Annotated in this window: 23 protein-coding genes and 1 tRNA gene; 9 read left to right on the top strand and 15 right to left on the bottom strand. The window is 62.4% G+C overall.

What is annotated here, in order from left to right:
* Positions 1-17: 17 nt before the first annotated feature.
* Together smpB and dapA are read right to left on the bottom strand one after the other, a co-directional pair.
* On the bottom strand, positions 18-491 hold the full coding sequence (gene smpB / locus ACPF9B_RS11095; RefSeq protein WP_007206819.1) for an SsrA-binding protein SmpB: 474 nt from the start codon (positions 489-491) through the stop codon (positions 18-20).
* Positions 492-514: 23 nt separating this feature from the next.
* Positions 515-1,387 (bottom strand): 4-hydroxy-tetrahydrodipicolinate synthase, encoded by an 873-nt coding sequence (dapA, locus tag ACPF9B_RS11090; protein WP_007206820.1) that lies wholly within the window; start codon positions 1,385-1,387, stop codon positions 515-517.
* A 147-nt stretch (positions 1,388-1,534) separates the two neighbouring features.
* Here dapA and ACPF9B_RS11085 point away from each other — a divergent pair, with 147 nt between their 5' ends.
* Positions 1,535-3,496 carry a transglycosylase SLT domain-containing protein gene (locus ACPF9B_RS11085; RefSeq protein ID WP_424177407.1) on the top strand — a complete coding sequence of 654 codons (1,962 nt, stop codon included), beginning with the start codon at positions 1,535-1,537 and terminating at the stop codon, positions 3,494-3,496.
* A gap of 29 nt (positions 3,497-3,525) precedes the next feature.
* Here the strand turns inward: ACPF9B_RS11085 and ACPF9B_RS11080 are convergent, their stop codons facing one another.
* On the bottom strand, positions 3,526-4,401 hold the full coding sequence (locus ACPF9B_RS11080) for a DMT family transporter (protein WP_424177405.1): 876 nt from the start codon (positions 4,399-4,401) through the stop codon (positions 3,526-3,528).
* On the bottom strand, positions 4,385-5,071 hold the full coding sequence (gene mnmD, locus ACPF9B_RS11075) for a tRNA (5-methylaminomethyl-2-thiouridine)(34)-methyltransferase MnmD (protein WP_424177403.1): 687 nt from the start codon (positions 5,069-5,071) through the stop codon (positions 4,385-4,387). Before mnmD ends, ACPF9B_RS11080 begins: the two co-directional genes overlap by 17 nt.
* 47 nt (positions 5,072-5,118) lie before the next feature.
* Here mnmD and ACPF9B_RS11070 point away from each other — a divergent pair, with 47 nt between their 5' ends.
* The gene (locus ACPF9B_RS11070) at positions 5,119-6,147 is read left to right on the top strand and encodes an NAD(P)/FAD-dependent oxidoreductase (protein ID WP_424177401.1); all 1,029 of its coding nucleotides are present in this window, start codon (positions 5,119-5,121) and stop codon (positions 6,145-6,147) included.
* A 46-nt stretch (positions 6,148-6,193) separates the two neighbouring features.
* Here the strand turns inward: ACPF9B_RS11070 and ACPF9B_RS11065 are convergent, their stop codons facing one another.
* Genes ACPF9B_RS11065 through ACPF9B_RS11050 form a run of 4 tightly spaced genes read right to left on the bottom strand, consistent with a single transcriptional unit; the run spans position 6,194 to position 9,548 of the window.
* The gene (locus ACPF9B_RS11065) at positions 6,194-7,006 is read right to left on the bottom strand and encodes a bifunctional allantoicase/(S)-ureidoglycine aminohydrolase (RefSeq protein WP_424177399.1); all 813 of its coding nucleotides are present in this window, start codon (positions 7,004-7,006) and stop codon (positions 6,194-6,196) included.
* A 13-nt stretch (positions 7,007-7,019) separates the two neighbouring features.
* A complete protein-coding gene (locus tag ACPF9B_RS11060; protein ID WP_424177397.1) occupies positions 7,020-7,778 on the bottom strand; it encodes a LamB/YcsF family protein in 759 nt (252 codons plus the stop codon).
* Complete coding sequence (locus ACPF9B_RS11055) at positions 7,762-8,799, bottom strand: biotin-dependent carboxyltransferase family protein (protein ID WP_424177395.1); 1,038 nt, start codon at positions 8,797-8,799, stop codon at positions 7,762-7,764. Before ACPF9B_RS11055 ends, ACPF9B_RS11060 begins: the two co-directional genes overlap by 17 nt.
* On the bottom strand, positions 8,799-9,548 hold the full coding sequence (locus ACPF9B_RS11050) for a 5-oxoprolinase subunit B family protein (RefSeq protein ID WP_424177393.1): 750 nt from the start codon (positions 9,546-9,548) through the stop codon (positions 8,799-8,801). The genes ACPF9B_RS11055 and ACPF9B_RS11050 overlap by 1 nt, the downstream gene beginning before the upstream one ends.
* A gap of 205 nt (positions 9,549-9,753) precedes the next feature.
* Between ACPF9B_RS11050 and ACPF9B_RS11045 the strand changes: the two genes are divergently transcribed.
* Positions 9,754-10,899 carry an efflux RND transporter periplasmic adaptor subunit gene (locus ACPF9B_RS11045; RefSeq protein ID WP_424177391.1) on the top strand — a complete coding sequence of 382 codons (1,146 nt, stop codon included), beginning with the start codon at positions 9,754-9,756 and terminating at the stop codon, positions 10,897-10,899.
* Positions 10,896-14,015, top strand: a complete 3,120-nt coding sequence (locus tag ACPF9B_RS11040) for an efflux RND transporter permease subunit (protein ID WP_424177389.1) — start codon at positions 10,896-10,898, stop codon at positions 14,013-14,015. Before ACPF9B_RS11045 ends, ACPF9B_RS11040 begins: the two co-directional genes overlap by 4 nt.
* Here ACPF9B_RS11040 and ACPF9B_RS11035 read toward each other — a convergent pair whose 3' ends face one another.
* Together ACPF9B_RS11035 and katG are read right to left on the bottom strand one after the other, a co-directional pair.
* Complete coding sequence (locus ACPF9B_RS11035) at positions 14,016-15,056, bottom strand: flavin monoamine oxidase family protein (protein WP_424177387.1); 1,041 nt, start codon at positions 15,054-15,056, stop codon at positions 14,016-14,018.
* A 72-nt stretch (positions 15,057-15,128) separates the two neighbouring features.
* Positions 15,129-17,330 carry a catalase/peroxidase HPI gene (gene katG / locus ACPF9B_RS11030; RefSeq protein ID WP_424177385.1) on the bottom strand — a complete coding sequence of 734 codons (2,202 nt, stop codon included), beginning with the start codon at positions 17,328-17,330 and terminating at the stop codon, positions 15,129-15,131.
* 139 nt (positions 17,331-17,469) lie between these two features.
* Between katG and ACPF9B_RS11025 the strand changes: the two genes are divergently transcribed.
* The 3 genes from ACPF9B_RS11025 to ACPF9B_RS11015 all read left to right on the top strand — a co-directional run bounded on the left by ACPF9B_RS11025 (position 17,470) and on the right by ACPF9B_RS11015 (position 21,089).
* Positions 17,470-18,387, top strand: coding sequence for a LysR substrate-binding domain-containing protein (locus ACPF9B_RS11025; protein WP_007206833.1), 918 nt, complete (start codon positions 17,470-17,472; stop codon positions 18,385-18,387).
* Positions 18,388-18,527: 140 nt separating this feature from the next.
* The gene (locus ACPF9B_RS11020) at positions 18,528-20,177 is read left to right on the top strand and encodes an AMP-binding protein (RefSeq protein ID WP_424180413.1); all 1,650 of its coding nucleotides are present in this window, start codon (positions 18,528-18,530) and stop codon (positions 20,175-20,177) included.
* A gap of 30 nt (positions 20,178-20,207) precedes the next feature.
* Positions 20,208-21,089, top strand: coding sequence for a bile acid:sodium symporter family protein (locus ACPF9B_RS11015; protein ID WP_424177383.1), 882 nt, complete (start codon positions 20,208-20,210; stop codon positions 21,087-21,089).
* A gap of 112 nt (positions 21,090-21,201) precedes the next feature.
* On the opposite strand, the gene ACPF9B_RS11010 is transcribed toward ACPF9B_RS11015, so the two are convergent.
* Positions 21,202-21,277: transfer RNA gene (locus ACPF9B_RS11010), tRNA-Ala, on the bottom strand.
* Between the two features lie 81 nt (positions 21,278-21,358).
* Complete coding sequence (locus ACPF9B_RS11005; protein WP_007206836.1) at positions 21,359-21,685, bottom strand: TIGR02300 family protein; 327 nt, start codon at positions 21,683-21,685, stop codon at positions 21,359-21,361.
* 110 nt (positions 21,686-21,795) lie between these two features.
* Between ACPF9B_RS11005 and ACPF9B_RS11000 the strand changes: the two genes are divergently transcribed.
* Complete coding sequence (locus tag ACPF9B_RS11000) at positions 21,796-22,479, top strand: M48 family metallopeptidase (protein ID WP_424177380.1); 684 nt, start codon at positions 21,796-21,798, stop codon at positions 22,477-22,479.
* A gap of 31 nt (positions 22,480-22,510) precedes the next feature.
* Entirely contained in the window at positions 22,511-23,161 is a 651-nt protein-coding gene (locus ACPF9B_RS10995; protein WP_040483328.1) for a GntR family transcriptional regulator, read from the top strand.
* On the opposite strand, the gene ACPF9B_RS10990 is transcribed toward ACPF9B_RS10995, so the two are convergent.
* From ACPF9B_RS10990 to ACPF9B_RS10980, 3 genes are all read right to left on the bottom strand, one after another.
* Complete coding sequence (locus tag ACPF9B_RS10990; RefSeq protein ID WP_424177378.1) at positions 23,158-23,601, bottom strand: TerB family tellurite resistance protein; 444 nt, start codon at positions 23,599-23,601, stop codon at positions 23,158-23,160. The genes ACPF9B_RS10995 and ACPF9B_RS10990 overlap by 4 nt on opposite strands.
* A 283-nt stretch (positions 23,602-23,884) precedes the next feature.
* Positions 23,885-25,273, bottom strand: a complete 1,389-nt coding sequence (gene lpdA, locus ACPF9B_RS10985) for a dihydrolipoyl dehydrogenase (protein WP_424177376.1) — start codon at positions 25,271-25,273, stop codon at positions 23,885-23,887.
* A 16-nt stretch (positions 25,274-25,289) separates the two neighbouring features.
* Entirely contained in the window at positions 25,290-25,700 is a 411-nt protein-coding gene (locus tag ACPF9B_RS10980; protein ID WP_424177374.1) for an MAPEG family protein, read from the bottom strand.
* Between the last annotated feature and the right edge of the window lie 12 nt (positions 25,701-25,712).

Below are 25,712 nucleotides of genomic sequence, written 5' to 3'. Positions count from 1 at the left end.
CCGAGGGGCAGCGCCCCTTACTCCCCCTGCCGCAAAAGCCGCTGTTTCTGACGGCCCCAGTCGCGGGCGGCTTCGGTCGCGCGTTTGTCGTGGTTCTTTTTGCCCTTGGCGGTGGCGATCTTCAGCTTCACCAACCCGCGATCGTTGAAATACAACACCAGCGGCACCAGCGTCATGCCTTCGCGCTTGGTGGCGTTCCACAGGCGGGACAATTCCTTGCGGCTGACCAAAAGCTTGCGCTTGCGCCGTTCCTCGTGGCTGAACATCGCGCGCTCATAGGGCGCGATATAGGCATTGGTCAGCCACAATTCACCATCATCGACAGAGGCATAGCTGTCGGCGATATTCGACTGACCGACGCGCAAGGATTTCACCTCGGACCCGGTCAGGATGATCCCGACTTCGATATCATCCTCGATGGCAAAATCATAGCGCGCGCGCCGGTTCTCGGCGACGACCTTGTAATTCGTCTTTTCGGTCTTTTTGGACATCTGCCCCAGATAGGCGCTTGGCCTCAGCTCAGCAAGCCCGCATGCACCATCGCGGCGCGCATCTTGGCCTTGGTGGCATCTGTCAGCGCGGTCAGTGGGCTGCGGACATCCTCGCTGCAAAGCCCCAAAAGCGACATGCCGTATTTGGCCCCTGCAACCCCCGGTTCGGTAAAGATCGCCTCGTGCAGCGGCATCAGGCGGTCCAATTGCGTCAGAGCCTTGGCATAATCGCCTGCCAATGTGCTTTGCTGAAACGCGGCACAAAGTGCTGGTGCGACATTGGCGGTGACCGAAATGCAGCCCACCCCGCCATGCGCGTTGAAACCAAGGGCCGTCGCATCTTCGCCCGACAATTGCATGAAATCAGCCCCGCAGCGCAGCCGCTGCTTGGGCACGCGGGCCAGATCGCCGGTCGCATCCTTGACCCCGATGATCATCGGGTGGCGCGCCAACTCGCCCATCGTGTCGGGCATCATATCCACGGCGGACCGGCCTGGAATATTGTAGATGATTACCGGCAGGCCACAATCGGCAGCAGCGGTGAAATGGGCGATCAATCCGGCTTGCGTCGGTTTGTTGTAATAGGGGGTGACGACAAGCGCGGCATCGGCACCGGCTTTTTGGGCGGCCTGCACCAGACGCACGGTTTCGATCGTATTATTCGATCCGGCACCGGCGATCACGGGGATACGGCCTGCGGCCTCTTGCACGACGATTTGCACGACCATGTCATGTTCTTCATGGGTCAGCGTCGGGCTTTCGCCGGTGGTGCCGACAGGGACCAACCCGTGGCTGCCCTGCTCCACATGCCAGTTCACCAATTTTTTCAGCGTCGCGACATCCACCTGACCGTTTGCAAACGGTGTGACCAGCGCGGGAATGGAACCCTTGAACATGCGACGTTTCCTTGTGTGCGGGACGATTCCCGTCTTGGCGAAATCGCGCGGACCCTAGACGCCTTTGCGCCTGTTGCCAAGTTTGTCAGTTGCCTTGGCGCTTGGCTGCTTTACCCTGCCAAAAAACAAACAAGAGCGGTGATCCTGATGCGTCTTTTGGCAGTCTGCCTTTTATCGTTCGTCGCGGCCATGCCGGCTGTGGCGCAGCCTGTGGACCAGCGCGCCGTTGCCGCCGTGGCGCTGGCGGGTGATGATTGGAACGCAGCCTATCTGCTGGCAGCAGACACCGATCCGGTGGCGCGCGATGTGCTGACATGGCTGCGCTTGCGCGCGGGTGACGCCGATTTCGCGGATTACCTTGCCTTTGTCGCAGACCACCCCGGCTGGCCGGGCCTGTCCCAGCTGCGCCGCGCTGCCGAGGCGGTGATCCCCGCGGACGCCGACCCGCAGAAAGTCATCGCGTGGTTCGACGCGGCACCCCCCGCGACCGGCGCGGGTGTTGTCCGGCTGGTCGCGGCCCTGACTGCCACAGGTCAGGTCGAGGCGGCCGAAACCGCCTTGCGCACCGCATGGCTGACGCTGGGGCTGGACGAAGACGGCCATGCCGTGATGATGGCCAGCTTTGCGGACAGGCTTGCCCCCCATCACGCCGCCCGCGCGGATGCGCTGCTGTGGCGCGGGCGCACCAGCGATGCCGTGCGCCTGCTGCCGGTGCTGCCCGCAGATCAGCGCGCTCTGACCGCCGCGCGCATCGGCTATGCCACCGGCACCGACAACATGCTGCCGTTGTTCACTGCCGTGCCAGCGGCGCTGCGCGACACCCCCGGCCTGCATTATGCCCGCTACAGCTGGCTGGCGGCGCGTGGTGACTGGACCGAGGCAACCGATGTGCTGCGCGCGCAATCGACCAGCCCTGCCGCCTTGCAGGAACCCTTCCGCTGGTCGGGCTACCGGCAGGTACTGGCGCGCTGGCACATGCGCGAGGGGCGCGCCGAACTGGCTTATGCGTTGGCCGCAAATCATTTCCTGACCGAAGGCGAGGCTTTTGCCGATCTTGAATGGCTGGCGGGCTATATCGCGCTGATCTATCAGGGCGATCCGGTGCAGGCGCTGATGCATTTCGACAAGGCAGCGGCGCGTGTATCCGGCCCGATTTCGGTGGCGCGGATGCATTATTGGATCGGACGTGCGCAGGATGTGAAGGGCAATACAGACCTTGCCGCGGCCGCCTATGCGCGCGCGGCGGACCACCAGACGACGTTCTATGGCCTCTTGGCCTCGGAACGGACAGGCCAGCCGCTGGATGCAGCCTTGGTCGGGGCGGATGTCGCATGGCAGGGGGCTGCCGTGTTCGACGATGACCTGACCCGCGCCGCGCTGATCTTGCTCGAAGGGGGCGAACGCGGGGCTGCAGTGACCTTTTTCGCCGCCTTGGGTGAACGGCTGGAGCCTGACGCCCTGCGCGCGGTGGGGGCTTATCTGTCGTCTATCGGCGAGGATTATTATGCCCTTCTGCTGGGCAAGACCGCCGCGACGCGTGGCATTGTCTTACCTGAAATCTATTACCCCGTGCATGATCTGGCGCAGATGGATTTGCCTGTTGATCCCGCCCTTGCCCTGTCGATCGCGCGGCGCGAAAGCGAATTCAACACCGGTATCGCCAGCCCCGTGGGTGCGCTGGGCCTGATGCAGGTCATGCCCGCCACGGCGCAGGAGGTCGCAGGCTGGCTGAACCTGCCCTATTCCCGCGCGCGGCTGACCAGCGACTGGCCGTATAATGCGACCTTGGGGGCGGCCTATTTGGCCTATCTGCAGGATGAATTCGGCCCCAGCCCCGTGATGATCGCCGCAGGCTATAACGCAGGCCCCAGCCGCCCGCGCGCATGGATACGCGAACGCGGTGATCCGCGCCTGCGGCAGATGGATGTGGTGGACTGGATCGAACATATCCCCTTTGTCGAGACCCGCAATTACGTCCAACGCGTCACCGAAAGCCTGCCGGTCTATCAGGCGCGGCTGACCGGGCAGGCGGGGCCTGTGCGGTTCACGGCGCTGCTGATCGGGCAGAAACCGGTGTTGCGGCCGGTGGCGCGGCCGGTGCGGGATTAAGAACTTTTATGCCTCCGGCGGGGATATTTTTACTCTAACGATGTGGCTTTCTGGCGGGCGCGCCAGAGCGTGAACAGCCCCGCACCGACGACGATGGCGGCACCGATGGCGACGTTGGGGCGGATCGTCTCGCCCAGCAGGCCGACGCCGATGACGCTGGCGAAGACCAGTTGCAGATAGGCGAAGGGTTGGACCGCGCTTGCCTCGGCGACCTCATAGGTCTTGATCAGCAGCCAGTGCGCCGTCACCCCCGTGATGCACAAGGTGATCATCCAGCGCCAGTCTGCTGCCGACATCGGTTCCCAGAACCAGACGCCAACCACGGTCATCACCACAGCCCCCGATGTGCCGGTCCAGAAAAAAGATGTCGTCGTATTGTCGAGCCGTGCCGCATAGCGCGTGAGCAGGCCGTAGAGTGCGAACATGAAGGCCGAGGCCAGCGGGATCGCGGCAGCAGGCGAAAATACCGCAAAGCCCGGTTGCAAGATCACCAGCACGCCCACAAAACCGATCCCGATTGCGACCCAGCGCCGCCAGCCCACAGCCTCGCCCAGCACAGGGCCGGACAGCGCCGCGATCAGCAGCGGATAGCAGGCAAAGATCGCATGGCTTTCCACCAGCCCCAGATAGACGAAGGCCGTGACCATGACGCAGATTTCCAGCGCCAGCAACGTGCCGCGCGCGATCTGCAACAAGGGTTGTTTCGTGCGTGCCGCCGCCCGGATCGACCCCGATTGCCGCCGGGCGATGGCGATCACGAAAGCGGCAAAGAACCAGTAGCGGATCATCACGATCATCACGACGTTGTTGTTCACCGCAAGATGCTGCGAAATCCCGTCCTGGATCGCGAAGATGAAGGTCGTGAGGATCATCAGCATGATCCCGAGCCTAGTATTCGTCTGCATTTTGCATCCTTGCGCGGGTCATGTGCCGCTTGCGTCCGTATCCGGGGTGGCGAGTGACGGTAAACCCGGTCTCGGCCAATGCGCGGCGGATATGCCCTGCCGCGCTATAAGTCGCTGCCGTCCCACCCACGCTTGTATGCGCCGCCACCGCCTGCAGCAGCGCGGGTTCCCAAAGCTCGGGGTTCTTGGCGGGGGAAAACCCGTCCAGATACCAGATATCCGCCGCCCCTTGCCAATCGGGCAGCGTCTGGCGTGCATCACCGATGATGACCTGCAGCGTCATTGTGTCGTCCAACACGACGCGGCCCGCGCCCGCCGTCCAAGTCTCCAGCAACTTTGCGCCATAGCCTGCCAGCGTCGGGAAATGCGCAAGCGCCGTCGCCATATCCGCCTGTGCCATCGGGAAAGCCTCGAATGATGTGAAATCCAGCCTGCCGCGCTTGCCCGCCTGCACCCAGGCGTCCCATGTGACCAGCAGGTTCAGCCCCGTGCCAAAGCCCAGTTCGCCGATCCGCAAATCGCCATCAAACCGCGCCGGCAGGTCGTTGCCGTCCAGAAATACATGCCGCGTTTCGGCCAGACCATCATCGAACGAAAAATAAGGGTCGTCGAAATCCCGCGCAATCGGCACGCCATCCCGCCAATCGAGTTTTGCTGTCTGGTCTGTCATGCCTGTCTGCCTTAGGTCTGGGGCATCTTTGGGCATTGGGGCGCGGAATGGCAATTGCTGATATCACGGTGATGGGGGCGGGGGTGTTTGGCCTGTCGGTCGCCTATGCCTGCGCGCGGCGCGGCGCGAAAGTGCAGGTGATCGACCCTGCGGGTGTGGCGGCAGGGGCCAGCGGCGGGCTGGTCGGGGCGCTTGCCCCGCATGTCCCCGAACAGTGGAACGACAAAAAGGCGTTTCAATTCGACAGCCTGATCATGGCCGAAACGTTCTGGGCGGATGTCGCCGGATTGACGGGGGCCGAAACCGGCTATGCCCGTAGCGGGCGATTGCAGCCCCTGGCAGATGAAAACGCCGTGGCGCTGGCGCGCGCGCGGGCGATATCTGCAGCCAATCTGTGGCAGGGGCTGGCGACATGGCAGGTCGAACCTGTCACGGATGCACCGTGGATGCCGCCTTCGCCCAGCGGTTACGTGGTGCGCGACACGCTGTCTGCGCTGGTCCATCCCCGCCGTGCAACGCATGCTTTGGCCGATGCGGTTACCGCCTTGGGCGGCAGCATCCAGCCCCAAGGTGTGGCACAGGGCAAGGTCGTCTGGGCCACAGGTTGGACGGGGATGCAAGACATCGGCGGCAACGGCGTGAAAGGGCAGGCAGCGCTTCTACGTCTTGATGCGGCAGGCAGCCCGCAACTCTTTGCAGACGCGCTGCATATCATCCCGCATCTGGACGGCACCGTCGCCATCGGCTCTACATCAGAGCGTGATTTCACTGATCCTTCCAGCACCGATGCGGGCCTTGATGACGTGATCGCGCGGGCCATCGCCGCCTTTCCGGTCCTGCAAGGGGCCGAAGTCATCGCCCGCTGGGCCGGGGTGCGGCCCCGCGCGCCCAGCCGCGCGCCGGTGCTGGGCCATCACCCGACGCGGGCGGGGGAGTATATCGCCAATGGTGGATTCAAGATCGGTTTCGGCATGGCGCCCAAAGGCGGGCAGGTCATGGCTGATCTGCTGCTCGATGGGATCGACACGATCCCTGACGGATTTCGCGCCACTCCCCCCATCTTGCGGGCGCGATGAATTGTTGCACAATTCACCGTGATCCCCACCGGAGGCATAAAAGTTCTTAAAGCGGCATATGCCGGTTCACATCCTTATAAAGCAGATAGCGGAAAGGCCCCGGCCCGCCTGCATAACAGGCCTGCGGGCAGAACGCGCGCAGCCACATGAAATCGCCTGCCTCGACCTCGACCCAATCCTGGTTCAGCCGATAAACCGCCTTGCCTTGCAGCACATAAAGCCCGTGTTCCATCACATGGGTTTCGGCAAAGGGGATCACGCCACCGGGCTGGAGTGTTACGATGTTCACATGCATGTCGTGGCGCATGTCGGCGGGGTCCACGAAACGGGTCGTGGCCCATGCGCCGTTGGTGTCGGGCATGGCGATGGTGGTTGCGGCTGTCTCGTCCGTGACGAAAGCCTCTGGTGCCGCAATGCCATCGACCGCGCGATAGGTTTTGCGGACCCAGTGGAACGTCGCGGGCGCATCGGTGCTGTTGCGCAGCTGCCAGTCGCAGCCCGCAGGCAGATAGGCATAGCTGCCCTCGCGCATCGCGTGATCCACCCCCGCGATGGTCAGGGTAAAGCCGCCTTTGACCACGAAGATCACGCCTTGCGCGGCTTTGTCCGTCTCGGGCCGCATGCTGCCGCCGCCTGCCGCGACCTCCATGATATACTGGCTGAAGGTTTCGGCAAACCCCGACAAGGGCCGTGCCAGCACCCAGGCGCGGGTCTTGTCCCAGAACGGCAGGTTGCTGGTGACGATATCGGTCATCACCCCCTTGGGGATCACAGCATAGGCGGTGGTGAACACCGCGCGCCCTGTCAGCAGGTCGGTTTGCGGTGGCAGGCCGCCTGTGGGGGCATAATAGTTGGTCATGGCAGGCTCCGTTTCAAAAGGCGGCAAGCGTGATCCCCGCCTGCGTCAGGTGATCGCGCAAGCCGCGCGCGATGGCAACAGCGCCCGGCGTGTCGCCGTGCAGGCAGATCGTGTCGATCCGGCAGGGCAGGTGTTTGCCGCTGTCCGCGATGATCGCCCCCGCCTGCAACATCGCAAGGATGCGCGGCCCGACCGCCGCCGGATCATGCAGCACCGCCCCCGGCAGACGGCGATCAACCAGCGTGGCATCGTCGTTATAGGCGCGGTCGGCGAAAATCTCGCCCGCCCAATGACAGCCCAGTTCACGCGCGGCACTTTCCTGCGCGGTCGCGGCCAGCACCATGATCACCAGATCGGGATCAACGTCGAGCGCGGCCTGATAACATGCCTTTGCCAGCCCAGCATCGACCGAGGCCATATTGGCAAGTGCGCCGTGCAGTTTGAGATGTCGGATCCGTCCGCCCGCGCGCCGCGCCATCGCTTGCGCTGCACCCAGTTGATAGGCAACGGCATTGGCGATTTCCGCCGCAGGGATCGGCAGGTTGTGCCGCCCAAACCCTTTGAGATCGGCAAAACCCGGATGCGCACCCAGTCCCACACCGCATGCGATGGCCTGCCGCATCGTGCGGTCCATCACATCGGGATCGCCTGCGTGAAACCCGCAGGCCACATTGGCCGAGGTGACGATATCGAGCAATGCTGCGTCATCCCCCATCGTCCAGGCGCCGAAACTTTCGCCCATGTCAGCGTTCAGATCAACCTTGAGTGCCATCACCGTCCTGTTCCAGATCGTCGCCCGCGGTCACCCCGCTGACAAGTTGGTAGCGCAACAGATCGGCGATGTCATGCGGATCGCGGATCAGGGGTTGGCAGGCCTGCCGCAGGGTGCGCAGCAGGTCAGCATCCGATTGCGCGGTCGCATCGGCCTGCGCGATATCCAGCAGGGTGAATTGCAGCACCGTGCCGGGGGCTGCCTGTGCTGCGCGCGCCAGATCGGCGGGGATGACGGTGCCGATGCGCGGATACCCCCCGATGGTCTGACATTCTGCAAGCAGCACATAAGGCACGCCGTCGCCGGTCAGTTGCACATCACCCGCCACGATCAGGTCCGATGTGATGCTCAGCCCGCTGGCCACCCCGAAGGGCGCGCCGTCATGGTCCAGCCGCACGCCCTGCCGGTTGCCGCGCGGATCGCGGCGAAAGGACGTGGACAGGAACCGTGCCAGCGTGGCGTCGTCGAACAGGTCTGTCTGCGGGCCGGGCATCAGGCGGATCAGGCCGCCACTGTACCTGTCGGTGCTATCCAGCCGCCTGGGCGGCGTATCCGGCGCAGGATCGCCACCCAAGGGCAGGATGTCATCCGCCACCAGCGCCCGCCCCAGCCCAGCGGTCAGATGCGCGGCACGGCTGCCCATGACAGGCGTGGTCACGATCCCACCCGCAAAGGCGAGATAGCCGTAAACACCCGCCCGCGCGCCGCCGATGGTCAGTTTCGCACCCGCCGCTAACAGCTGGCTGGTGTTTGGTGGCACTGGCACGCCGTCGATGCTGGCCTGCATCAGCGCGCCGGTCAGGGCGATGCGCAGGGGACGGTCGGTGCTGAACACCCCGCCGAACCCCGCCATTTCAAGAACCGCCAGCCCCGTGTCGTGATCCAGCAATGCCGCCGCTTCCAGCAGGGCCAGCCTGTCAGCGGCACCGCCGCGCGACAGGCCCTGCGCGGTCCAACCCGGGCGGCCAAGGTCTTGGACCGTGACACCGGGACCCGCGCTATGAACCGTTAACACCGGCATCAGCGCAACACCTCGCAGGTTGCGCCGCCGTTGCTGTCGGGATTGGCTTGCAGGTCGCGCAGGGTATCGTCGGACACGGCCACGAATTGCACCGCGTCGCCCGGGTCCAGCGCGAAGGGTCTGTCGCGGTCAGGCCGCCAGACCGAAAAGGCGCTTTGCCCGATCTGCCGCCAGCCGGTGGGTGTATCGGCGGCAAAGATGATCAACTGGCGTACCGCCGTGACCAGCGCGCTGCGTGGGACCTTTGGCGTTAGCTCGGATTGGCGCGGGATGTCCCAATGCGGCGGCATCATCCCCAGATAGGGCTGACCGGGCGCAAAACCGATGGCCAGAACGCGCAATTGCAGTGCCGTGATCTGCGCGACGGCCAGATCGGGGGTCAGCCCTGCAAACTTTGCCGCTTCGGCCAGTTGCGGGGCGTGGTCAGGGCCAAAGGCCACCGGAATGCGCCACAGGCGACGCGGCGAGGTATCGGCGTCGCGCAACAGCGCCAGCAGATCGCGCAAGGCGTGGGTCAGGTTGTGACGGTCGGTTTTGGCCGGGTCGAACCCGACCCGCACCGATGTCAGCGAGGGGGCCACTTCGGTCACGCCGGGCAGACCGGCTGCGATGACCGCATCGCAAAAGGCATGCGCCGCGCCATTGGCTTGTGGTGACAGCGCCCGCGAAAACCGCACCAGCACACCATCCAGCCCTAAAGGGCAGATGGCCAGGTCGCCGGTGCTGTCGTTGATAGCGATGTCGGGCAAAGGGCGGCTCCTGTGGTTGGTTGGCTGAATTAGTCATGTGGTCTGGGCAAATGTCCAGACGGCCGCGCGTGGCCCGCGCGGCATCATCATGCCGTGAAGCCATGGCAGTAACTGGCCTGCTGCATCTGGTAACGCGAACGCAGGCATACTACCTAAACACGACTTGGCCGATGCTTTATGCTGGCTGGACGAAAAAGGAAAACCGATGGCTGGCGCGACCCCACCCGATCAGACGGGAAAACTGCAGTTCGATACTGACAAAGGCGCCGGGCGGTCCAAGTGGATCGCGGGGCTGTTTGCGCTGGCGCTGATCGGCTGGATGGGCAGCGGGGTGATCCTGCCCTCTGCTGACCCCGATGCAGGTGTCGTTGCGGATGCGCCGGACCGTGCTGTCAGCGTTGCGGTGATGGATTCGGTCGCACAGAACGTGCCGCTGGTCCTGACTGCCGAAGGCCAGTCTATCCCCGACCGCGCCGGCACACTGCGGGCCAAGGCGGACGGACAGATCGCCAGCGTTGCCGTATCGCGCGGCGATCTGGTGAGCGCAGGGCAGGAAATCGCCCGTATCGACGCAAGCATCGCCGAGGCACAGCTGCTACAGGCGCAGACCCAGCTGGCGCAAGTGCAGCGCGATTACGACAACGCCTTGGCCTTGCAGGACCGTGGCATCGCGACCGAAGACCGCGTATCGCAAGCACGCGCAGTCCGCGCCGCAGCCGAGGCTGCCGTCACATCGGCGCAGGACCAGTTGGACAATACAATCGTGACCGCCCCCTTTGCCGGTCGGTTGAATGATCTGACCGTGAATACCGGCGAATCTGTCGAAAACGGCATGGTCGTGGCCGAAGTGCTGGACAATGACCCGCTGACCGTCGTCGTGCAGGTGCCGCAACAGGCGCTATCGCGTCTGCAAACCGGACAGGATGCGCAGGTGTCGTTTATCACTGGCGAGCAAAAGGCAGGCACCATTGCCTTTATCGGGGCCAATGCCGACCGGCAGACCCGTACCTTTCGGGTCGAGATCGTCGTCGACAACCCCGACAGCGTGATGCCTGCGGGGCTCAGCGCGCGTGTATCCATGCCGACAGGGCAGGCGCGTGGGCATTTCGTGTCGCCTGCGGTCTTGTCGCTGGGCACGAACGGCGAACTGGGGGTCAAGACTGTGGATGCCGATAATCGCGTTGTGTTTTCGACCGTGCAGATCGTGCGGGCGCAGACCGATGGTATCTGGATTGCGGGGCTGCCCGAACAGGCGCGGATCATCACCGTGGGTCAGGGTTTCGTCAATCAGGGCGATCATGTTGAACCGCGCGCGCCGGCGCAGGACCAGACTGCCTTGGTGCAGCCATGAACGGGCTGATCGACGCCGCCTTTGGGCGTGGCAAGGTTGTCACGCTGGTCTTTGCCTTCCTGTTGCTGGTGGGCGGCTTTGCCTATCTGGCGATCCCCAAGGAAAGCAACCCCGAGGTCACTATTCCGGTTGTCTATGTATCCACATCGCTGGACGGGATTTCGCCGCAGGATTCCGAAGATGTGCTGGTGCGCCCGATGGAAACCGAATTCGCGTCATTGACGGGCCTCAGCACGATGACCGCAAAAGCGGGCGAAGGGTTTGCCACCGTGCAGCTGGAATTCGAGCCGGGCTATGAAGCGGGTCAGGCGCTGGACGATGTCCGTCAGGCCGCCGACCGTGCCGAAAACGACCTGCCCGACAGCGTCAATCTGACCGTGACCGAGATTAACACAGCCCTGTTCCCGATCCTGACGGTGATCTTGTCCGGGCCGGTGCCTGAACGGACGCTGAACGCCATCGCCGACAATCTGCAGGACGAGATCGAGGCGCTGGGCGGCGTGCTCGAGGTGGATGTGGCGGGCAAGCGCGACGAATTGCTTGAGGTGCTGATCGACCCTACCGTGTTCGAGACCTATAATCTGTCGTTTGACGAATTGATCGGGTCGATCACGCGCAACAACCAGCTGATCGCCGCCGGTGCCATCGAAAGCGAGGCGGGGCGCATCGTTCTCAAGGTGCCGGGTCTGATCGAAAACGTGCATGATGTGATGGACCTGCCGATCATCACGCGCGGCCAGACCGTGGTGACATTTGCCGATGTCGCCACGATCCGCCGCACCTTCGAGGATCCTTTGGGCTATGCCCGCATCGACGGCCAGCCCGCGCTGGCGCTGGAGATCAAGAAACGCGCAGGCGCCAACATTATCGACACGGTGGACGACGTGCGCAGCGTCATCGACCGTGTGCGCGCCGATTGGCCCGAGACGGTCGAGATCAGCTATACGCTGGACGAAAGCGAAACCGTCAAGACCATGCTGTCCGACCTGGAGGCGAACGTGATCGCGGCGATCATGCTTGTGATGATCGTTGTCGTCTATGCGCTGGGCCTGCGGTCGTCGGTGCTGGTCGGGCTGGCCATTCCCGGCGCGTTCCTGACGGGTGTCGCGGCTTTGTATTTCATGGGGCTGACGATGAATATCGTCGTGCTGTTCTCATTGATCCTTGTCGTGGGGATGCTGGTGGACGGGGCCATTGTCACGGTCGAACTTGCCGACCGCTACCTGCACGAAGGCGACAGCCCGCGCCTGGCCTATGCCCGCGCGGCCAAACGCATGGCCTGGCCGATCATCGCCTCGACCGCGACCACGCTTTGTGTGTTCTTTCCGCTGTTGTTCTGGACGGGCGTCGTGGGCGAATTCATGAAATTCCTGCCGATCACGGTGATCGTCACGCTGTCGGCGTCGTTGTTCATGGCGCTGATCTTTATCCCTGTTGTCGGCGGCATGATCGGCAAGCGGCAGGGCCAGACAGCCAAGGCCAAGGCGCAGCTTTACGCCGCCGAAAAAGGCGATCCACGCCAGATGACGGGTTTCATGGGCGGCTATATCCGCGTGCTGGAATGGTCGATCCTGCGGCCCTGGACCACGCTGTCCTTTGCGATGATCGCGCTGGTCGCATCCTTTGTGGCTTATGGTCATTTCGGCAATGGCCTGACCTTTTTTCCTGATGTCGAACCCGATTATGCGCAGGTCGAAATCCTCGCCAAGGATAATTTTTCGGTCTTCGAACAAGACGCCTTGGTCCGGCAGGTCGAGGCACGGATCGCCGCTTATGATGAAATCGCCAGCGTTTATGCCAATTCCGGCGCATCGCAGGAAAGCGGCGATGTCATCGGGTCGCTGCAACTGGAACTGACCGATTGGGATACCCGTCGCCCCGTCGCCCTGATCGCCGAGGATATCCGCGCCGATATGGCCCAGATTCCAGGGATCGAGGTGCAGGTGCAGACCGCATCTGGCGGTCCGGGCGGCGGCAAGCCGATCAATCTGGAGATTTTCAGCGCCAATGATGCCGACCAGAATATCGCCATGGCGGCGGTTCTGGCTGAAATGGACCGGCTTGGCGGGTTTATCGACATCATCGATTCGCGCCCCAGCCCCGGCGTGGAATGGCAGATCAGCGTTGACCGGTCCGAGGCTGCGCGCAGCGGTGCCGATGTCGCCCTGCTGGGGCAGGCGGTGCAATTGCTGACGCGCGGGATCAATGTCGCCACTTACCGGCCAGAGGATGGTGACGGCGAGGTTGATATCGTGGTGCGCTTTCCTGCCGACAGCCGCACGCTGGAAGAGTTGGAGGCGCTGCGCGTGCCCACCTCGGTCGGTCTGGTGCCGATTTCGAATTTCGTGTCGTTCAATCCGGCCCCGCGGTCGGGTGTGATCACGCGCATCGACCAAGCCCGCGTGCTGACAATTTCCGCCGATGTAGCCCCTGGCATTCTGCCCAATGACCAGACGCTGGCGCTGCAAGCGACGATCGAAGGGCTTGATCTGCCCGACAGCGTCAGCATCAAATTCGGTGGCGAAGCGGAAGACCAGGCTGAATCCATGATCTTTCTGGCGGGCGCATTCCTGTCGGCTATCGGGCTGATGTTCCTGATCCTGCTCGCGCAGTTCAATTCGTTCTGGCAAGCCTTTGTCGTGATGTCGGCGATCGTCTTTTCGGTCGCGGGGGTGCTGTTGGGCCTGATGATCACGGGTCGCCCCTTTGGTGTGGTGATGGGCGGGATCGGGGTGATCGCGCTGGCGGGGATCGTGGTGAACAACAACATCGTGCTGATTGACACCTACAACGAATTGCGCGCCGCAGGGCTATCCTCGCTCGAGGCGGCTTTGCGCACGGGGGCGCAGCGTCTGCGGCCCGTTGTGTTGACGTCTGTGACGACGGCGCTGGGGCTGATGCCGATGGTGATTGGCCTGAACATCAACTTTTTCACGCGCGAGATCGTCTATGGCGCGCCGTCGACGCAATGGTGGACAGAATTGTCCAGCGCGATTGCAGGCGGGCTGGTTTTTGCCACGGTGCTGACCCTGCTGGTCACGCCGGCGATGCTGATGCTGGGCGAAAAGCGCGCCAAACGTGATGTGCCGAACACGGCGCTGGCCCCTGCGGAATGATTAGGCGGGCAGGATGATCCGCGCCGCCCGTTCTGCGGCGGCCAGCGCCCCTTCGATCAGGCCGCCGTTGTCGGTGGTCAGTTCCGCGCAGGCGAAAATGATCCGGTCATGCGCGACCTGTCGCAAGGCCGCTGGCAGCAGATAGGCCGGATGCCCCGCTGGTGGCGTCGCATCCGCAGGGGTGGCGGTGAAGGTTTCGCGCGACCAATCCATGATCTGCAACCTGCGCGGTGAGGCGGCCTGCGGCCCAAACAGGTTGACCAGTTGGGCGATCACCGGCGCGCGCAGATCGACCTGCGCGCGTTGGTCTGCCGGCACACCGACAAACCCGAACAAGGCGCCAAGCGGGCCTTGCGCGGGGCTGGCATCATGGATTTCGGCCAAGGGGCCTCGCCTGCTGGCGGCATCGCCGGACAGGGCGTCATCGCGCCAGAATGGCGTGTCGTACACCGCGACGCATTTTGCATGGGCGCCCATCCAGACCGGAACAGCCGCCAGCGCCTGCTGCACATCCACGGGCAGGGCAGGAGTAAAGGCCAGCCCTGCGGCCAGCCGTGGCGGGATGGCGATCACCACCCTGTCGGCGATGATGGTGCGACCGTCCTGCAAGCTCGCGCCGCTGTCCGATACCTGTTGCACAGCCGCGCCCGTGATCAGCCGCGCGGGGTCCAGCCGCGCGACAAGGGCCGCCACCAGCGCACCAGTGCCGCCCGAAATCCGCAGAGATCCGGCCATCGACATGAAGCCTTGGTCGCGGATCACGCGCCCGTCGGGTTGTTCGTAAAGCTGCGCACCCTGTGCGTGCTGGGCAAACAAAGGCAGATCCAGCAGATCGCAAAGCGCCGCGATCCGCGCCTGCCCGGGCCAGACCCAAGACGGCCCCAGATCGAACCCTTCGCCGTCCAGATGCAAGGATACGATCCGCCCGCCAAAGCGGTTGCGGGCCTCGACAAGCAGAAAATCCTGCCCCGCCATTTGCAGGCGATGGGCAAGAGAAAGGCCCGTCAGGCCACCACCGATGATCAGGGTTGTTGTTTTCATCTGCGGCCCCCTTGCCGTGCAATGGCCGCGAAAAAGGGGCGCAGCCGATGAACCGGCTGCGCCCTGCCTGGCTTATTTCAGATCGAAACGGTCCAGTTCCATGACCTTGGTCCATGCCTGCACGAAGCGCCCGACGAAACGATCCGCCTGATCGTTCTGGGCATACACTTCGGCGATGGCGCGCAGCTGCGAGTTGGAACCGAACACCAGATCGACGCGCGTGCCGGTCCATTTCACTGCACCGGTCGCACGATCACGGCCTTCGAACGCATTTTCGTCACCGGCGACCGGGGTCCAGTCATTGGCGATATCGGTCAGGTTGACGAAAAAGTCGTTGCTCAGCGTGCCGGGCTTGTCGGTCAGCACACCGTGGCTGGTGTTGCCATAGTTTGCACCCAGAACACGCAAGCCACCGACCAGCGCGGTCATTTCCGGTGCCGACAGACCCAGAAGTTGCGCACGATCCACCAGCAGCTTTTCGGCAGCAACCGACAGGCCAGGCTTGAGATAGTTGCGGAAACCATCGGCAATCGGTTCCATCACTTCAAAGCTTTCGGCATCGGTCTGTTCGGCTGTCGCATCGGTCCGGCCCGGCGTGAAAGGCACAGACACGTCATGGCCACCGGCCTTTGCCGCAGCTTCGATTGCGGCAGAGCCACCCAGCACGATCAGATCGGCCAGCGACACGCGCTTGTTGCCGCTCTGGGCTGCGTTGAACGCGCTTTGCACGCCTTCGAGTGCTGCCAACACCTTAGCCAGTTCAGCAGGCGCGTTGACGGTCCAGTCCTTTTGCGGGGCCAGACGGATGCGTGCGCCATTGGCACCGCCCCGGTTGTCCGACCCGCGGAAGGTCGAGGCCGACGCCCAAGCTGTGCGCACCAGTTCCTGCACCGACAGACCCGTCGCCATGATCTGCGCCTTGAGCGCGGTCACATCGGCGGAGGAGATCAGGTCGTGATCGACGGCGGGGATCGGGTCCTGCCAGATCAGGTCTTCGGCGGGGACTTCGTTGCCAAGATACAGCGCCTTTGGCCCCATGTCGCGGTGGGTCAGTTTGAACCACGCACGGGCATAGGCATCGGCGAAAATCTCTGGGTTTTCGTGGTAATGCTTGGAAACCTTCGCATAAGCAGGGTCGAGTTTCAGTGCCAGATCGGCAGTGGTCATCATTGGCGCATGGCGGCGTGCGGGGTCATGGGCATCTAGCACCGCATCCGACATCGCGCCATTTGCAGGGCGCCATTGATGCGCGCCAGCGGGGCTTTTCGTCAGTTCCCAATCATTGCCGAGCAGGGTGTCAAAATAGCTCATGTCCCAAGTGGTCGGCGTTGCGGTCCAGGCACCTTCGATGCCGCTGGTCGTGGTATGCACGCCCTTGCCTGTGCCAAAACCGTTCTTCCAGCCAAAACCCATCTGGTGGATCGGCGCGCCTTCGGGCTCGGGGCCGACAAGAGCTGCGTCACCCGCACCATGCGATTTGCCGAATGTGTGGCCACCGGCGACCAAGGCGACTGTTTCTTCGTCGTTCATTGCCATCCGTGCGAATGTTTCGCGGATGTCATGGGCCGATGCCAGCGGGTCAGGGTTGGCGTTGGGGCCTTCGGGGTTGACGTAGATCAGGCCCATCTGCACGGCGGCCAGCGGGTTTTCCAGCTCGCGCTCGCCCCTGTAGCGGTTATCGCCGAGCCATGTGTCTTCGGTGCCCCAATAGATGTCTTCTTCGGGTTCCCAAATGTCGGCGCGACCGCCGCCAAAGCCAAAGGTTTCGAACCCCATCGATTCCATCGCCACGTTGCCGGCAAGGATCATCAGATCGGCCCAGGAAATCTGGTTGCCATATTTCTGCTTGAGCGGCCAAAGCAACCGGCGCGCCTTGTCCAGATTGCCATTGTCAGGCCAGCTGTTCAGCGGCGCGAAACGCTGCGTGCCAGACCGCGACCCGCCGCGTCCATCAGCGGTGCGGTAGGTGCCTGCACTGTGCCATGCCATGCGCACGAAGAACGGGCCGTAATGGCCGTAATCGGCAGGCCACCAATCCTGGCTGTCAGTCATCAGCGCGGTCAGGTCTTGTTTCAGCGCCTGCAGGTCCAGCTTCTTGAATTCTTCGGCATAGTTGAAATCTTCGCCCATCGGGTCAAGCGCGGGGGCGTTCTGGTGCAGGATGCGCAGGTTCAGCTGGTTTGGCCACCAATCGCGGTTACCGCGTGTACCAGTGGTGGTGTTCAGGCCGACCCCGTGCATGACAGGGCATTTTCCAACATCATTTCCGTCCATGATTCTCTCTCCGATCGTGTTGTGGCTATGCGTGATTGCGGCGCTGCCGTTTGGCCGGCAAGCGCGCTTAGAATCCTTCTAACATAAGATTGTCATTTGTTTAAGTTGCAATTTATAATAGTTTCGATAACTTAAAGTTATGAATATCACGCTCAAACAACTGCGCTATTTCGAGGCTTTGGCCCGCCACGGCCATTTTGGCCGTGCGGCGGATGCCTGCGCCATTTCGCAACCCGCCCTGTCGGTGCAGATCAAAGAGCTTGAGGGCGCGCTTGGCACGCCCCTGTTCGAACGCGGCGCGCGGCAGGTGCGGTTGACCGCCTTTGGCGAAAATTGGGCGCAGCGCGTGCGCGACATTTTGCAAGCGGTGGATGAACTGGGCGATATGGCGCGCGCCGCGCAATCGGGGCTGGCGGGACGGTTGCGGATCGGGGTGATCCCGACCATCGCCCCCTATCTTTTGCCGGGCCTGATCGGTGCGCTGGGGCGCAGCTTTCCCGATCTGGACGTGCATGTGCGCGAAACCGTGACCCAACGCCTGATCGAGGAATTGCACGACGGGCAGATTGATACCGCGATTGTCGCACTTCCGGTTGCCGAACCGGGGCTGGCGGAATTGGCCCTGTTCGATGAAAAGCTGCTATTGGTCAGGTCCGAAAAGGATGGCGCCGCGCCAGTGCCGCAGGCGTCGGACTTGCGCCACCTGCGGCTGTTGCTGCTGGAAGAAGGCCATTGTTTCCGCGATCAGGCGCTGTCTTTCTGCAACCTGCAATCGGCGATGGCCCGCGACGGTCTGGACGGCAGTTCACTGTCCACGCTGGTGCAGATGGTGGGTGCGGGCATTGGTGTCACGCTGATCCCGCAGATGGCCGTCGCGGTCGAAACCCGGTCTGCCCCCGTCAGCATCAGCCGCTTTGCAGACCCGCAACCGGCGCGCACGGTGGGCATGATCTGGCGCAAAACCAATCCGATGGCCGCGCAATTTCAGCAGGTCGGTGATGTCGTGCGCCAGACAGCGGATGCCCTGATGCCAGAGGTCGCGTCTGTCGCGACGTAACGTCCGCTTGTAAACTCTGGCTTCACAAAGCCATCAATCCGGCTACGTTCGGTGAAACGCTTTTGGGAGGAAGCACTTTGGCAAACGACCGTCCGTGGACGGCCTTTTACGGCCCGTCCGTTCCAAGCAGTATTGATGATATGCCCTACCGCAGCCTTGGTGATTTCATTACCTCGATCGCGGCTGTCTATGGCGACCTGCCAGCCTTCACCACGGTGTTGCCGAACGGGATGAACGGCACGCTGACATTCCGGCAGGCCGATGAAATGTCCGACGCTTTGGCTGTCTATCTGCGCGATATTGCGGGATTGCAGGCGGGCGACCGGGTGGCGGTGCAGGTGCCAAATTGCCTGTCCTATCCGGTGGCGGCGATGGCGGTGTTCAAGGCGGGCTGCGTGCTGGTCAACGTCAACCCGCTCTATACCGCGGATGAAATGGCCAAGCAGTTCATCGATGCCGAACCCGCCGCAGTCATCGTGGTGGACATGTTCGCCGACAAGCTGGCCGAGGCGGTGAAAACCTATCCTGTCAAGCATGTGATCGTCACCCGCGTGGCCGAATACCTGCCGCGCCTGCCCAAGATGATCGTCGGGATGGTGCAGAAACATTGGGATAAATCGGTCCTGCCGATCAGCATCCCACATATCCGCCTGCCCGATGCCGTTGCGGCGGGACGTGCCAAGCATGACAGCCTGCACAATGCGATCGAGGCTTACCGCAGCACGATCAGCCCCGATGATGTCGCCTGCCTGCAATATACTGGTGGCACGACCGGCGTGTCCAAGGGCGCGATGCTGTCACATGCCAATATCCTGATGAACATGGCGCAGACCATGTCGCTGATCACCAACCTGGAAAAAGGCAAGGAAGTGGCCCTGACTGCCCTTCCGCTCTATCATATCTTTGCATTTACGGTGAATTTTCTGGGATTTTACTCCATCGGTGCGCGCAACATCCTGATCCCGAACCCGCGCCCTTTGTCCAACCTCAAACGCGCCTTCGAGAATTACAAGATCACTTGGATGAGTGGGGTGAATACCCTGTTCAACGGGCTGAACAATGAAGTCTGGTTTCTGGACACGCCGCCCAAACATCTCAAATTCGCCTCGGCGGGGGGGATGGCCTTGCAGACATCGGTGGCCGAACGGTGGGAACAGGTGACGGGCAAACCCGTGCTCGAAGGCTACGGGCTGACCGAATCCTCACCCGTGCTGACATTCAACCCCTTTGGGCAGGTCCGGCATGGCAGCATCGGTGTCCCGATCCCGTCCACGGATGTCCGCTGCGTCGATGACGACGGGGTGGATGTGCCACAGGGCCAGCCCGGCGAAGTCATCGCCAAGGGGCCGCAGATCATGCTGGGCTATTGGCGCAAACCCGAAGAGACGGCCAAGACAATCCAGAATGGCTGGCTTTTGACCGGCGATATCGGGACAATGGACGCCGACGGCTATTTCCGCATCGTGGACCGCAAGAAGGACATGATCCTTGTGTCCGGTTTTAACGTCTATCCCAACGAGATCGAGGATATCATCGCCGCCCACCCCGATGTCATCGAGGTCGCCGTGATCGGTGTGCCGGACGGGGCGGCGGGCGAGGCGGTGAAAGCCTATGTCGTAGCCCGCAACGAGGGTCTGAGCAAAGACGATTTGCGCGCCTACTGCAAAGAGCATCTGACCGGCTATAAAGTACCGAAATTCGTGGAATTCCGCGATGAATTGCCGAAATCCAACGTCGGAAAAATCCTGCGCAAGGATCTACGCGCGCAGGAACAGGCGCAGGCCGCGTGATGCGGATGTCGTTGAAAGGGAAGATGTAAGATGGTTGGACCACTCGAACAGGCCATTTTGGCGCTGATGATTTTCGTGATCATGTTGGGGATGGGCGCGTCGCTGACCCCGCGCGATTTTGCGCTGGCGCTCAAGCGGCCTTATGGGTTGGGGGTCGGTGTGGTGGCGCAATTCGGTTTCATGCCGCTGATCGGTTTCGCGTTGGCCACGACGCTGCCGGTGTCGGACACGATCAAGATTGGTATCCTGATCATGGCCTGTATGCCGGGCGGGACCACGTCGAATATCTTTACCTATTTTTCCAAGGGTAATCTGGCGCTGTCGGTCCTGATGACAGTGACATCGACAGTGTTCGGGGTGATCCTGATTCCCGTCGTGCTGCTGGTCTATGCCGGCGCGCTTGATCTGGATATCCCGCGCGAGAATATCGTCGTGACGCTGGTCTTGTTGCTGGTGCCGGTCGCGATCGGGATGATCTTGCGCAAGGTCAGCGCCAATGTGGGCGCCGTGACCGAATTTTTCGGGTCGCTGCTGGCGCTGTTCTTTATCCTGTTCCTGATCGTGTCGTGGATTCCGCGCAATTGGGAATTTCTGCTGGCCACGACATGGGGCACCTATTTCGCGTCGATCATGCTGGGGCTGTTCGGCTTTGGCATCGGCTATGGCTTTGCCAAGCTGTTGCGGCTGCATCCGCGCAATGCGCGCACCGTGGCGCTGGAGACCGGTATCCAGAACGGCCCGCTGGCCATTGCGATCATCGCCTTCACCTTCAGCGGCAGCGAGGCACAGGCGGTCATGGCCGTTCCGGTGCTGTATTCATTGTTTATCGTGATGAGTTCGGCCGCGCTGACGCTGTGGTTCCGGCGGATCAATACGGCAGCTGAACAGCCGCTGCCGAACGGGTTGTTGTAAGCGCGGCGCCAAAAAGGCCGGATGCCTCCGGCGGGGATATTTAGGCTCGGAAGGTGGGGGCGGGCGCAGGACGCCGTCTGCCCCTGTTCAAAACATAGTCTGTTTTGGAAAGTGGTGGAGCCAAGGGGAATCGAACCCCTGACCTCTTGCATGCCATGCAAGCGCTCTCCCATCTGAGCTATGGCCCCAATTGCAACCTGCGTTGCGTGTTGCTGTCTATGCAGCAGACCGGGCGAGATCAAGTGCAAATCGCGCCCGGTGATCAGCTTTTAATCGTCGTCGGGCTTGGCCGCGACATCACCCAGATCGTCGAAAGACACGGTGTCTTCGTCGTCGTCGTCTTCCAGAACATCATCGCCCAGATCAACATCGTCTTCTTCCTCGTCGTCGAGGATCAGATCGTCTTCGTCATCCACGTCGCGCGACTTCTTGGACTGCAGGTCTTCGGCATCCGCGACCATGGTGCGGGTCTTGGATGTGTCGATTGTGACCTCTTTGCCCGTGTAGGGGCTGATGATCGGTGTCGCGTTCAGGTCGTAAAAGCGTTTGCCGGTTTCGGGGCAAAGGCGCTTTGTGCCCCATTCTTCCTTAGGCATAGGCTATCCCTTCAAAAACTTGGTCGCCCCTTGCGGGGGATCGCTGCCAACTGCCATAAGCATTGACAGGTGTCAAAGGCTTTGGCGCAGGCATTTACAGAAAGCTGGATATGGGCCGTCACACGTTGCATGGCAACCCCCCGATTGATGTGACATTGCGCAAATCGGCACAGGCGCGACGGTTATCGTTGCGGGTGTCGCGGCTGGACGGGCGCGTGACGCTGACAATGCCGTCAGGCCTGCCTGATCGCGAGGGGCTTGCTTTCCTGCGCGACAAGGAAGATTGGCTGCGCGGCCATCTGGGCCGCCTTGGTCCGGCAGAATCTGTGAAGATCGGATCCATGGTGCCGGTGCAGGGCAGGGCCTTGCCCGTGGTGGCGGGGCCGCGTTTGCGGGTGCTTGACGATCGGATCGAGGTACCGCCCAGTCGTGCGGCTGCAGGGCCGATCCGTGCGCGACTGCGGGCGATGGCGCGCGATGCGCTGGCTGCGGCGTCTGACCGGCATGCCGCTGCACTGGGGGTTGGCTATGACAAGCTGGCAATCCGGGACACGCGGTCGCGCTGGGGGTCGTGTTCCAGCAAGGGCGTGCTGATGTATTCCTGGCGGCTGATCATGGCCCCGCCGGCGGTGCTGGATTATGTTGCCGCCCATGAAGTCGCGCATCTGCGCGAGATGAACCATGCGCCCGCGTTCTGGGCTGTCGTGACGCAGCTTTGCCCCGATTACGCGACCCACCGGCAATGGCTGCGCGATCATGGCGAAAGCCTGCACCGCCTGCGGTTCGACGATTGACGGGCGCGCGTTTTGTGATCACATATCTGCCATGCTGATCCAACCCCGCCCTGTCGATTCAACCACCTCTGCGCATGAACGCGTTTACCGCGCCTTGCGTACCCAGATCATGCATGGCGAATTGGCACCCGGTGCGGCGCTGACCCTGCGCGGCATCGGCAAGAGCTATGGCGTGTCGATGACCCCCGCGCGCGAGGCTGTCCGCAGGCTGGTCGCGGAAGGGGCCTTGTTTTTGTCCTCATCGGGCCGCGTGTCCACGCCTGCGCTGACCAACGAACGGATCGAGGAACTGGCGACGCTGCGCGCTATGCTGGAACCGGAGCTGGCATCGCGCGCTTTGCCGCGCGCGCATTTCGCGCTGATCGACCGGCTGGAGGCGATCAATCAGGGTGTCAGCCAGATGGTCGCGCGGCAGGATGCGACGGGCTATATCCGCATGAACCTTGAATTTCACCGGATGTTGTATCTGCGTGCGCAGGCCCCCGCGATGCTGGCCATGACCGAAACGGTCTGGTTGCAGTTGGGGCCGACGATGCGCGCGCTTTACGGGCGGTTGAACCGCAAGGAGCCGCCCTATCATCATAAACTGATCCTGAGCGCGCTAAAGGCCGGGGATGAACCGGGGCTGCGCCTGGCGATCCGCACCGATGTGACGCAGGGCTTGCGGATGCTCAAAGGCTAGGCACCGCGCGCGTTCATATCCGCGATGGCCAGTCCGAGCATGCGGCGGAAATCTGTGCCATGCATGCCAAGGCCATGCGCGAGCGTCGTCACAAAAACGTATTCGGCCGGAAAGATCCGCCCGCTTGAAATCGCGATCGACAGCACGCCGTGGATCATCACAGCTTTTTCGTCGGCGCGCAGGCCCGTTCCGAAGGCGATGTAATCCTGCGGTTCCAAGTTTGGTCGGGTTTGATCGGCCATCTGCATGATTTCGGTTGGCGCAAAGCTGCGCCCCGTCAGCCGCTGGATCGTGTCACTGATCAGCGCGACCTCGGCTGCGGCAATAATGCCGTCGCATTTGCCGACATGACACATCGCCGATAGCACGCGGGCCGCTGCCTTCTTGCGCAATGGCTTTTCCGGATCGAACCCGAGGAACGATGCGATGCGCCTGATCATCGTCAGGCCGACAGCGGTTCTAGGGAAGAAAATACGCAAGACGTGTTGCGGATTGTGGTGGTCAACCGACGCGGTGGTGTGAGTGCAGGCACAGCCCGTCCAATCGACACCAAACCCGCAAGGACCACCCGCTTCATCTTTTACCGCAGACTAACGCCACACACTGAAATCATGGTTAATGATAGATTGTGGCGCAGATATGGTCGACCAGGTCCAGCAACGGGTTATTGCTGCCGCGCAGGGTGCGGCGATAATCCGATGGATCACCGCCGCATCGCGCAGATCAGGCGTGTATTGCCCCGTCGCCACAAGCCAGCGCGGCCTCGCGCACAGCCTCGGAATAGGTCGGGTGGGCATGGCAGGTGCGCGCAAGGTCTTCGGCTGCGGCGCCAAATTCCATTGCGACGCAGATTTCGTGGATCAGATCGCCCGCCATCGGGCCGATGATATGCGCACCCAAAATCCGGTCGGTTTCCTTGTCGGCAAGGATTTTGACGAAACCGTCAGCGGCATGGTTCGCCTTGGCCCGCGCATTGCCCATAAAGGGGAATTTGCCGACCTTATAGGCGCGCCCTGCTGCTTTCAGCGATTCTTCGGTTTCGCCGACATTGGCGACCTCGGGGTGGGTATAGATCACGCCGGGGATCACGCCGTAATTCACATGGCCGTGCTGGCCTGCAAGGATTTCGGCGACAGCCATGCCTTCGTCTTCGGCCTTGTGGGCCAGCATCGGGCCGGTGATCGTGTCACCGATGGCATAGATGCCCGCCACATTGGTCGCAAAGCTGCCGTTGGTCTTGATCTGGCCACGCTCGGTCATCTCGACGCCCAGATCGGCCAGCCCCAGCCCGTCGGTGTATGGCTTGCGGCCAGTTGCCACCAGCACGGTGTCGGCGGTCATTTCATGGGTGCTGTCATCCTTGCGCAGCTTGTAGGACACTGTTGCCTTGGCTCCCTTGACCGTCACACCCTGTACGGCCGCGCCAAGGGTGAATTTCAGCCCCTGTTTGGTCAGTACTTTCTGGAACTGGCGCGCAACCTCGGCATCCATGCCGGGGGTGATCGCATCCAGATATTCGATGACGTTCACATCCGCGCCAAGCCGGGCAAAGACCGACCCCAGCTCCAGCCCGATGACACCGGCACCGATCACGACCATCGTCTTGGGGATCTTGCCCAGTTCCAGCGCGCCGGTCGATGTGACGACGATCTTTTCGTCAACCTCGACACCCGGCAGGCTGGCGGCCTGTGACCCGGTGGCGATGACGATATGCTTGGCGTCATGCGTTTCATCACCGACCTTGACCTTGCCCGCTGCGGGGATGGTGGCCCAGCCCTTGATCCAGTCGACCTTGTTCTTTTTGAACAGAAATTCGATGCCACCGGTGTTCTGGGCGATGGTTTCCGACTTGTAGGTCAGCATCTGTGTCCAGTCGACCGTCGGTGCCTTGCCCTTTAGCCCCATGCCAGCGAAATTATGTTCTGCCTCGTGCAGCATATGGGTCGCGTGCAGCAGCGCCTTGGACGGGATGCAGCCGACGTTCAGGCAGGTGCCGCCCAATGTGGCGCGCCCTTCGACACAAGCGACCTTGAGGCCCAGTTGCGCCGCACGGATCGCGCCGACATAGCCGCCGGGGCCGGACCCGATAAAGATGACATCATAGCTGGACATGGAAACTCCTTCAGATTCAGATCAGGGCCGAGACGATCATCAGCATGGTGGCGCCAAAGCCCACCATCCAGATCACCGAACGCCAAGGCGTTAGGCCGACATAATAAGCGGGGATATAAAGCACCCGCGCGCCAAGATAGGTCCAGGCGCAGACCGCCGACAGACCCGTCGCCTTGTCGCCCAGCGTCACCACGACCACCGCCAGTGTGAACAGGATCAAACCTTCAAAATGGTTATTCAGCGCCCGAAACAGGCGGCCTGTCGCGGGGCTGACCTGTTCGATCAGCGGCTTGCCAAGGCGGTCGGGATCACGCGGCCCCGCGGTTTTGCCCATGCCAAGTTCAAGGTTCGCAGGCACCGACATCAGCACGAATTGCAGCCCTTGCAACAGGCCCGCAAGGGCAAGGACGGTCAGTTCGGGGGTCATTGTGTTGGCCTT

This window comes from Yoonia sp. TsM2_T14_4, assembly GCF_049602355.1.
Lineage (GTDB): Bacteria > Pseudomonadota > Alphaproteobacteria > Rhodobacterales > Rhodobacteraceae > Yoonia > Yoonia vestfoldensis_A.
The sequence above is the reverse complement of the archived record's forward strand: the minus strand, read 5'-3'. Positions and strand labels throughout refer to the sequence as shown.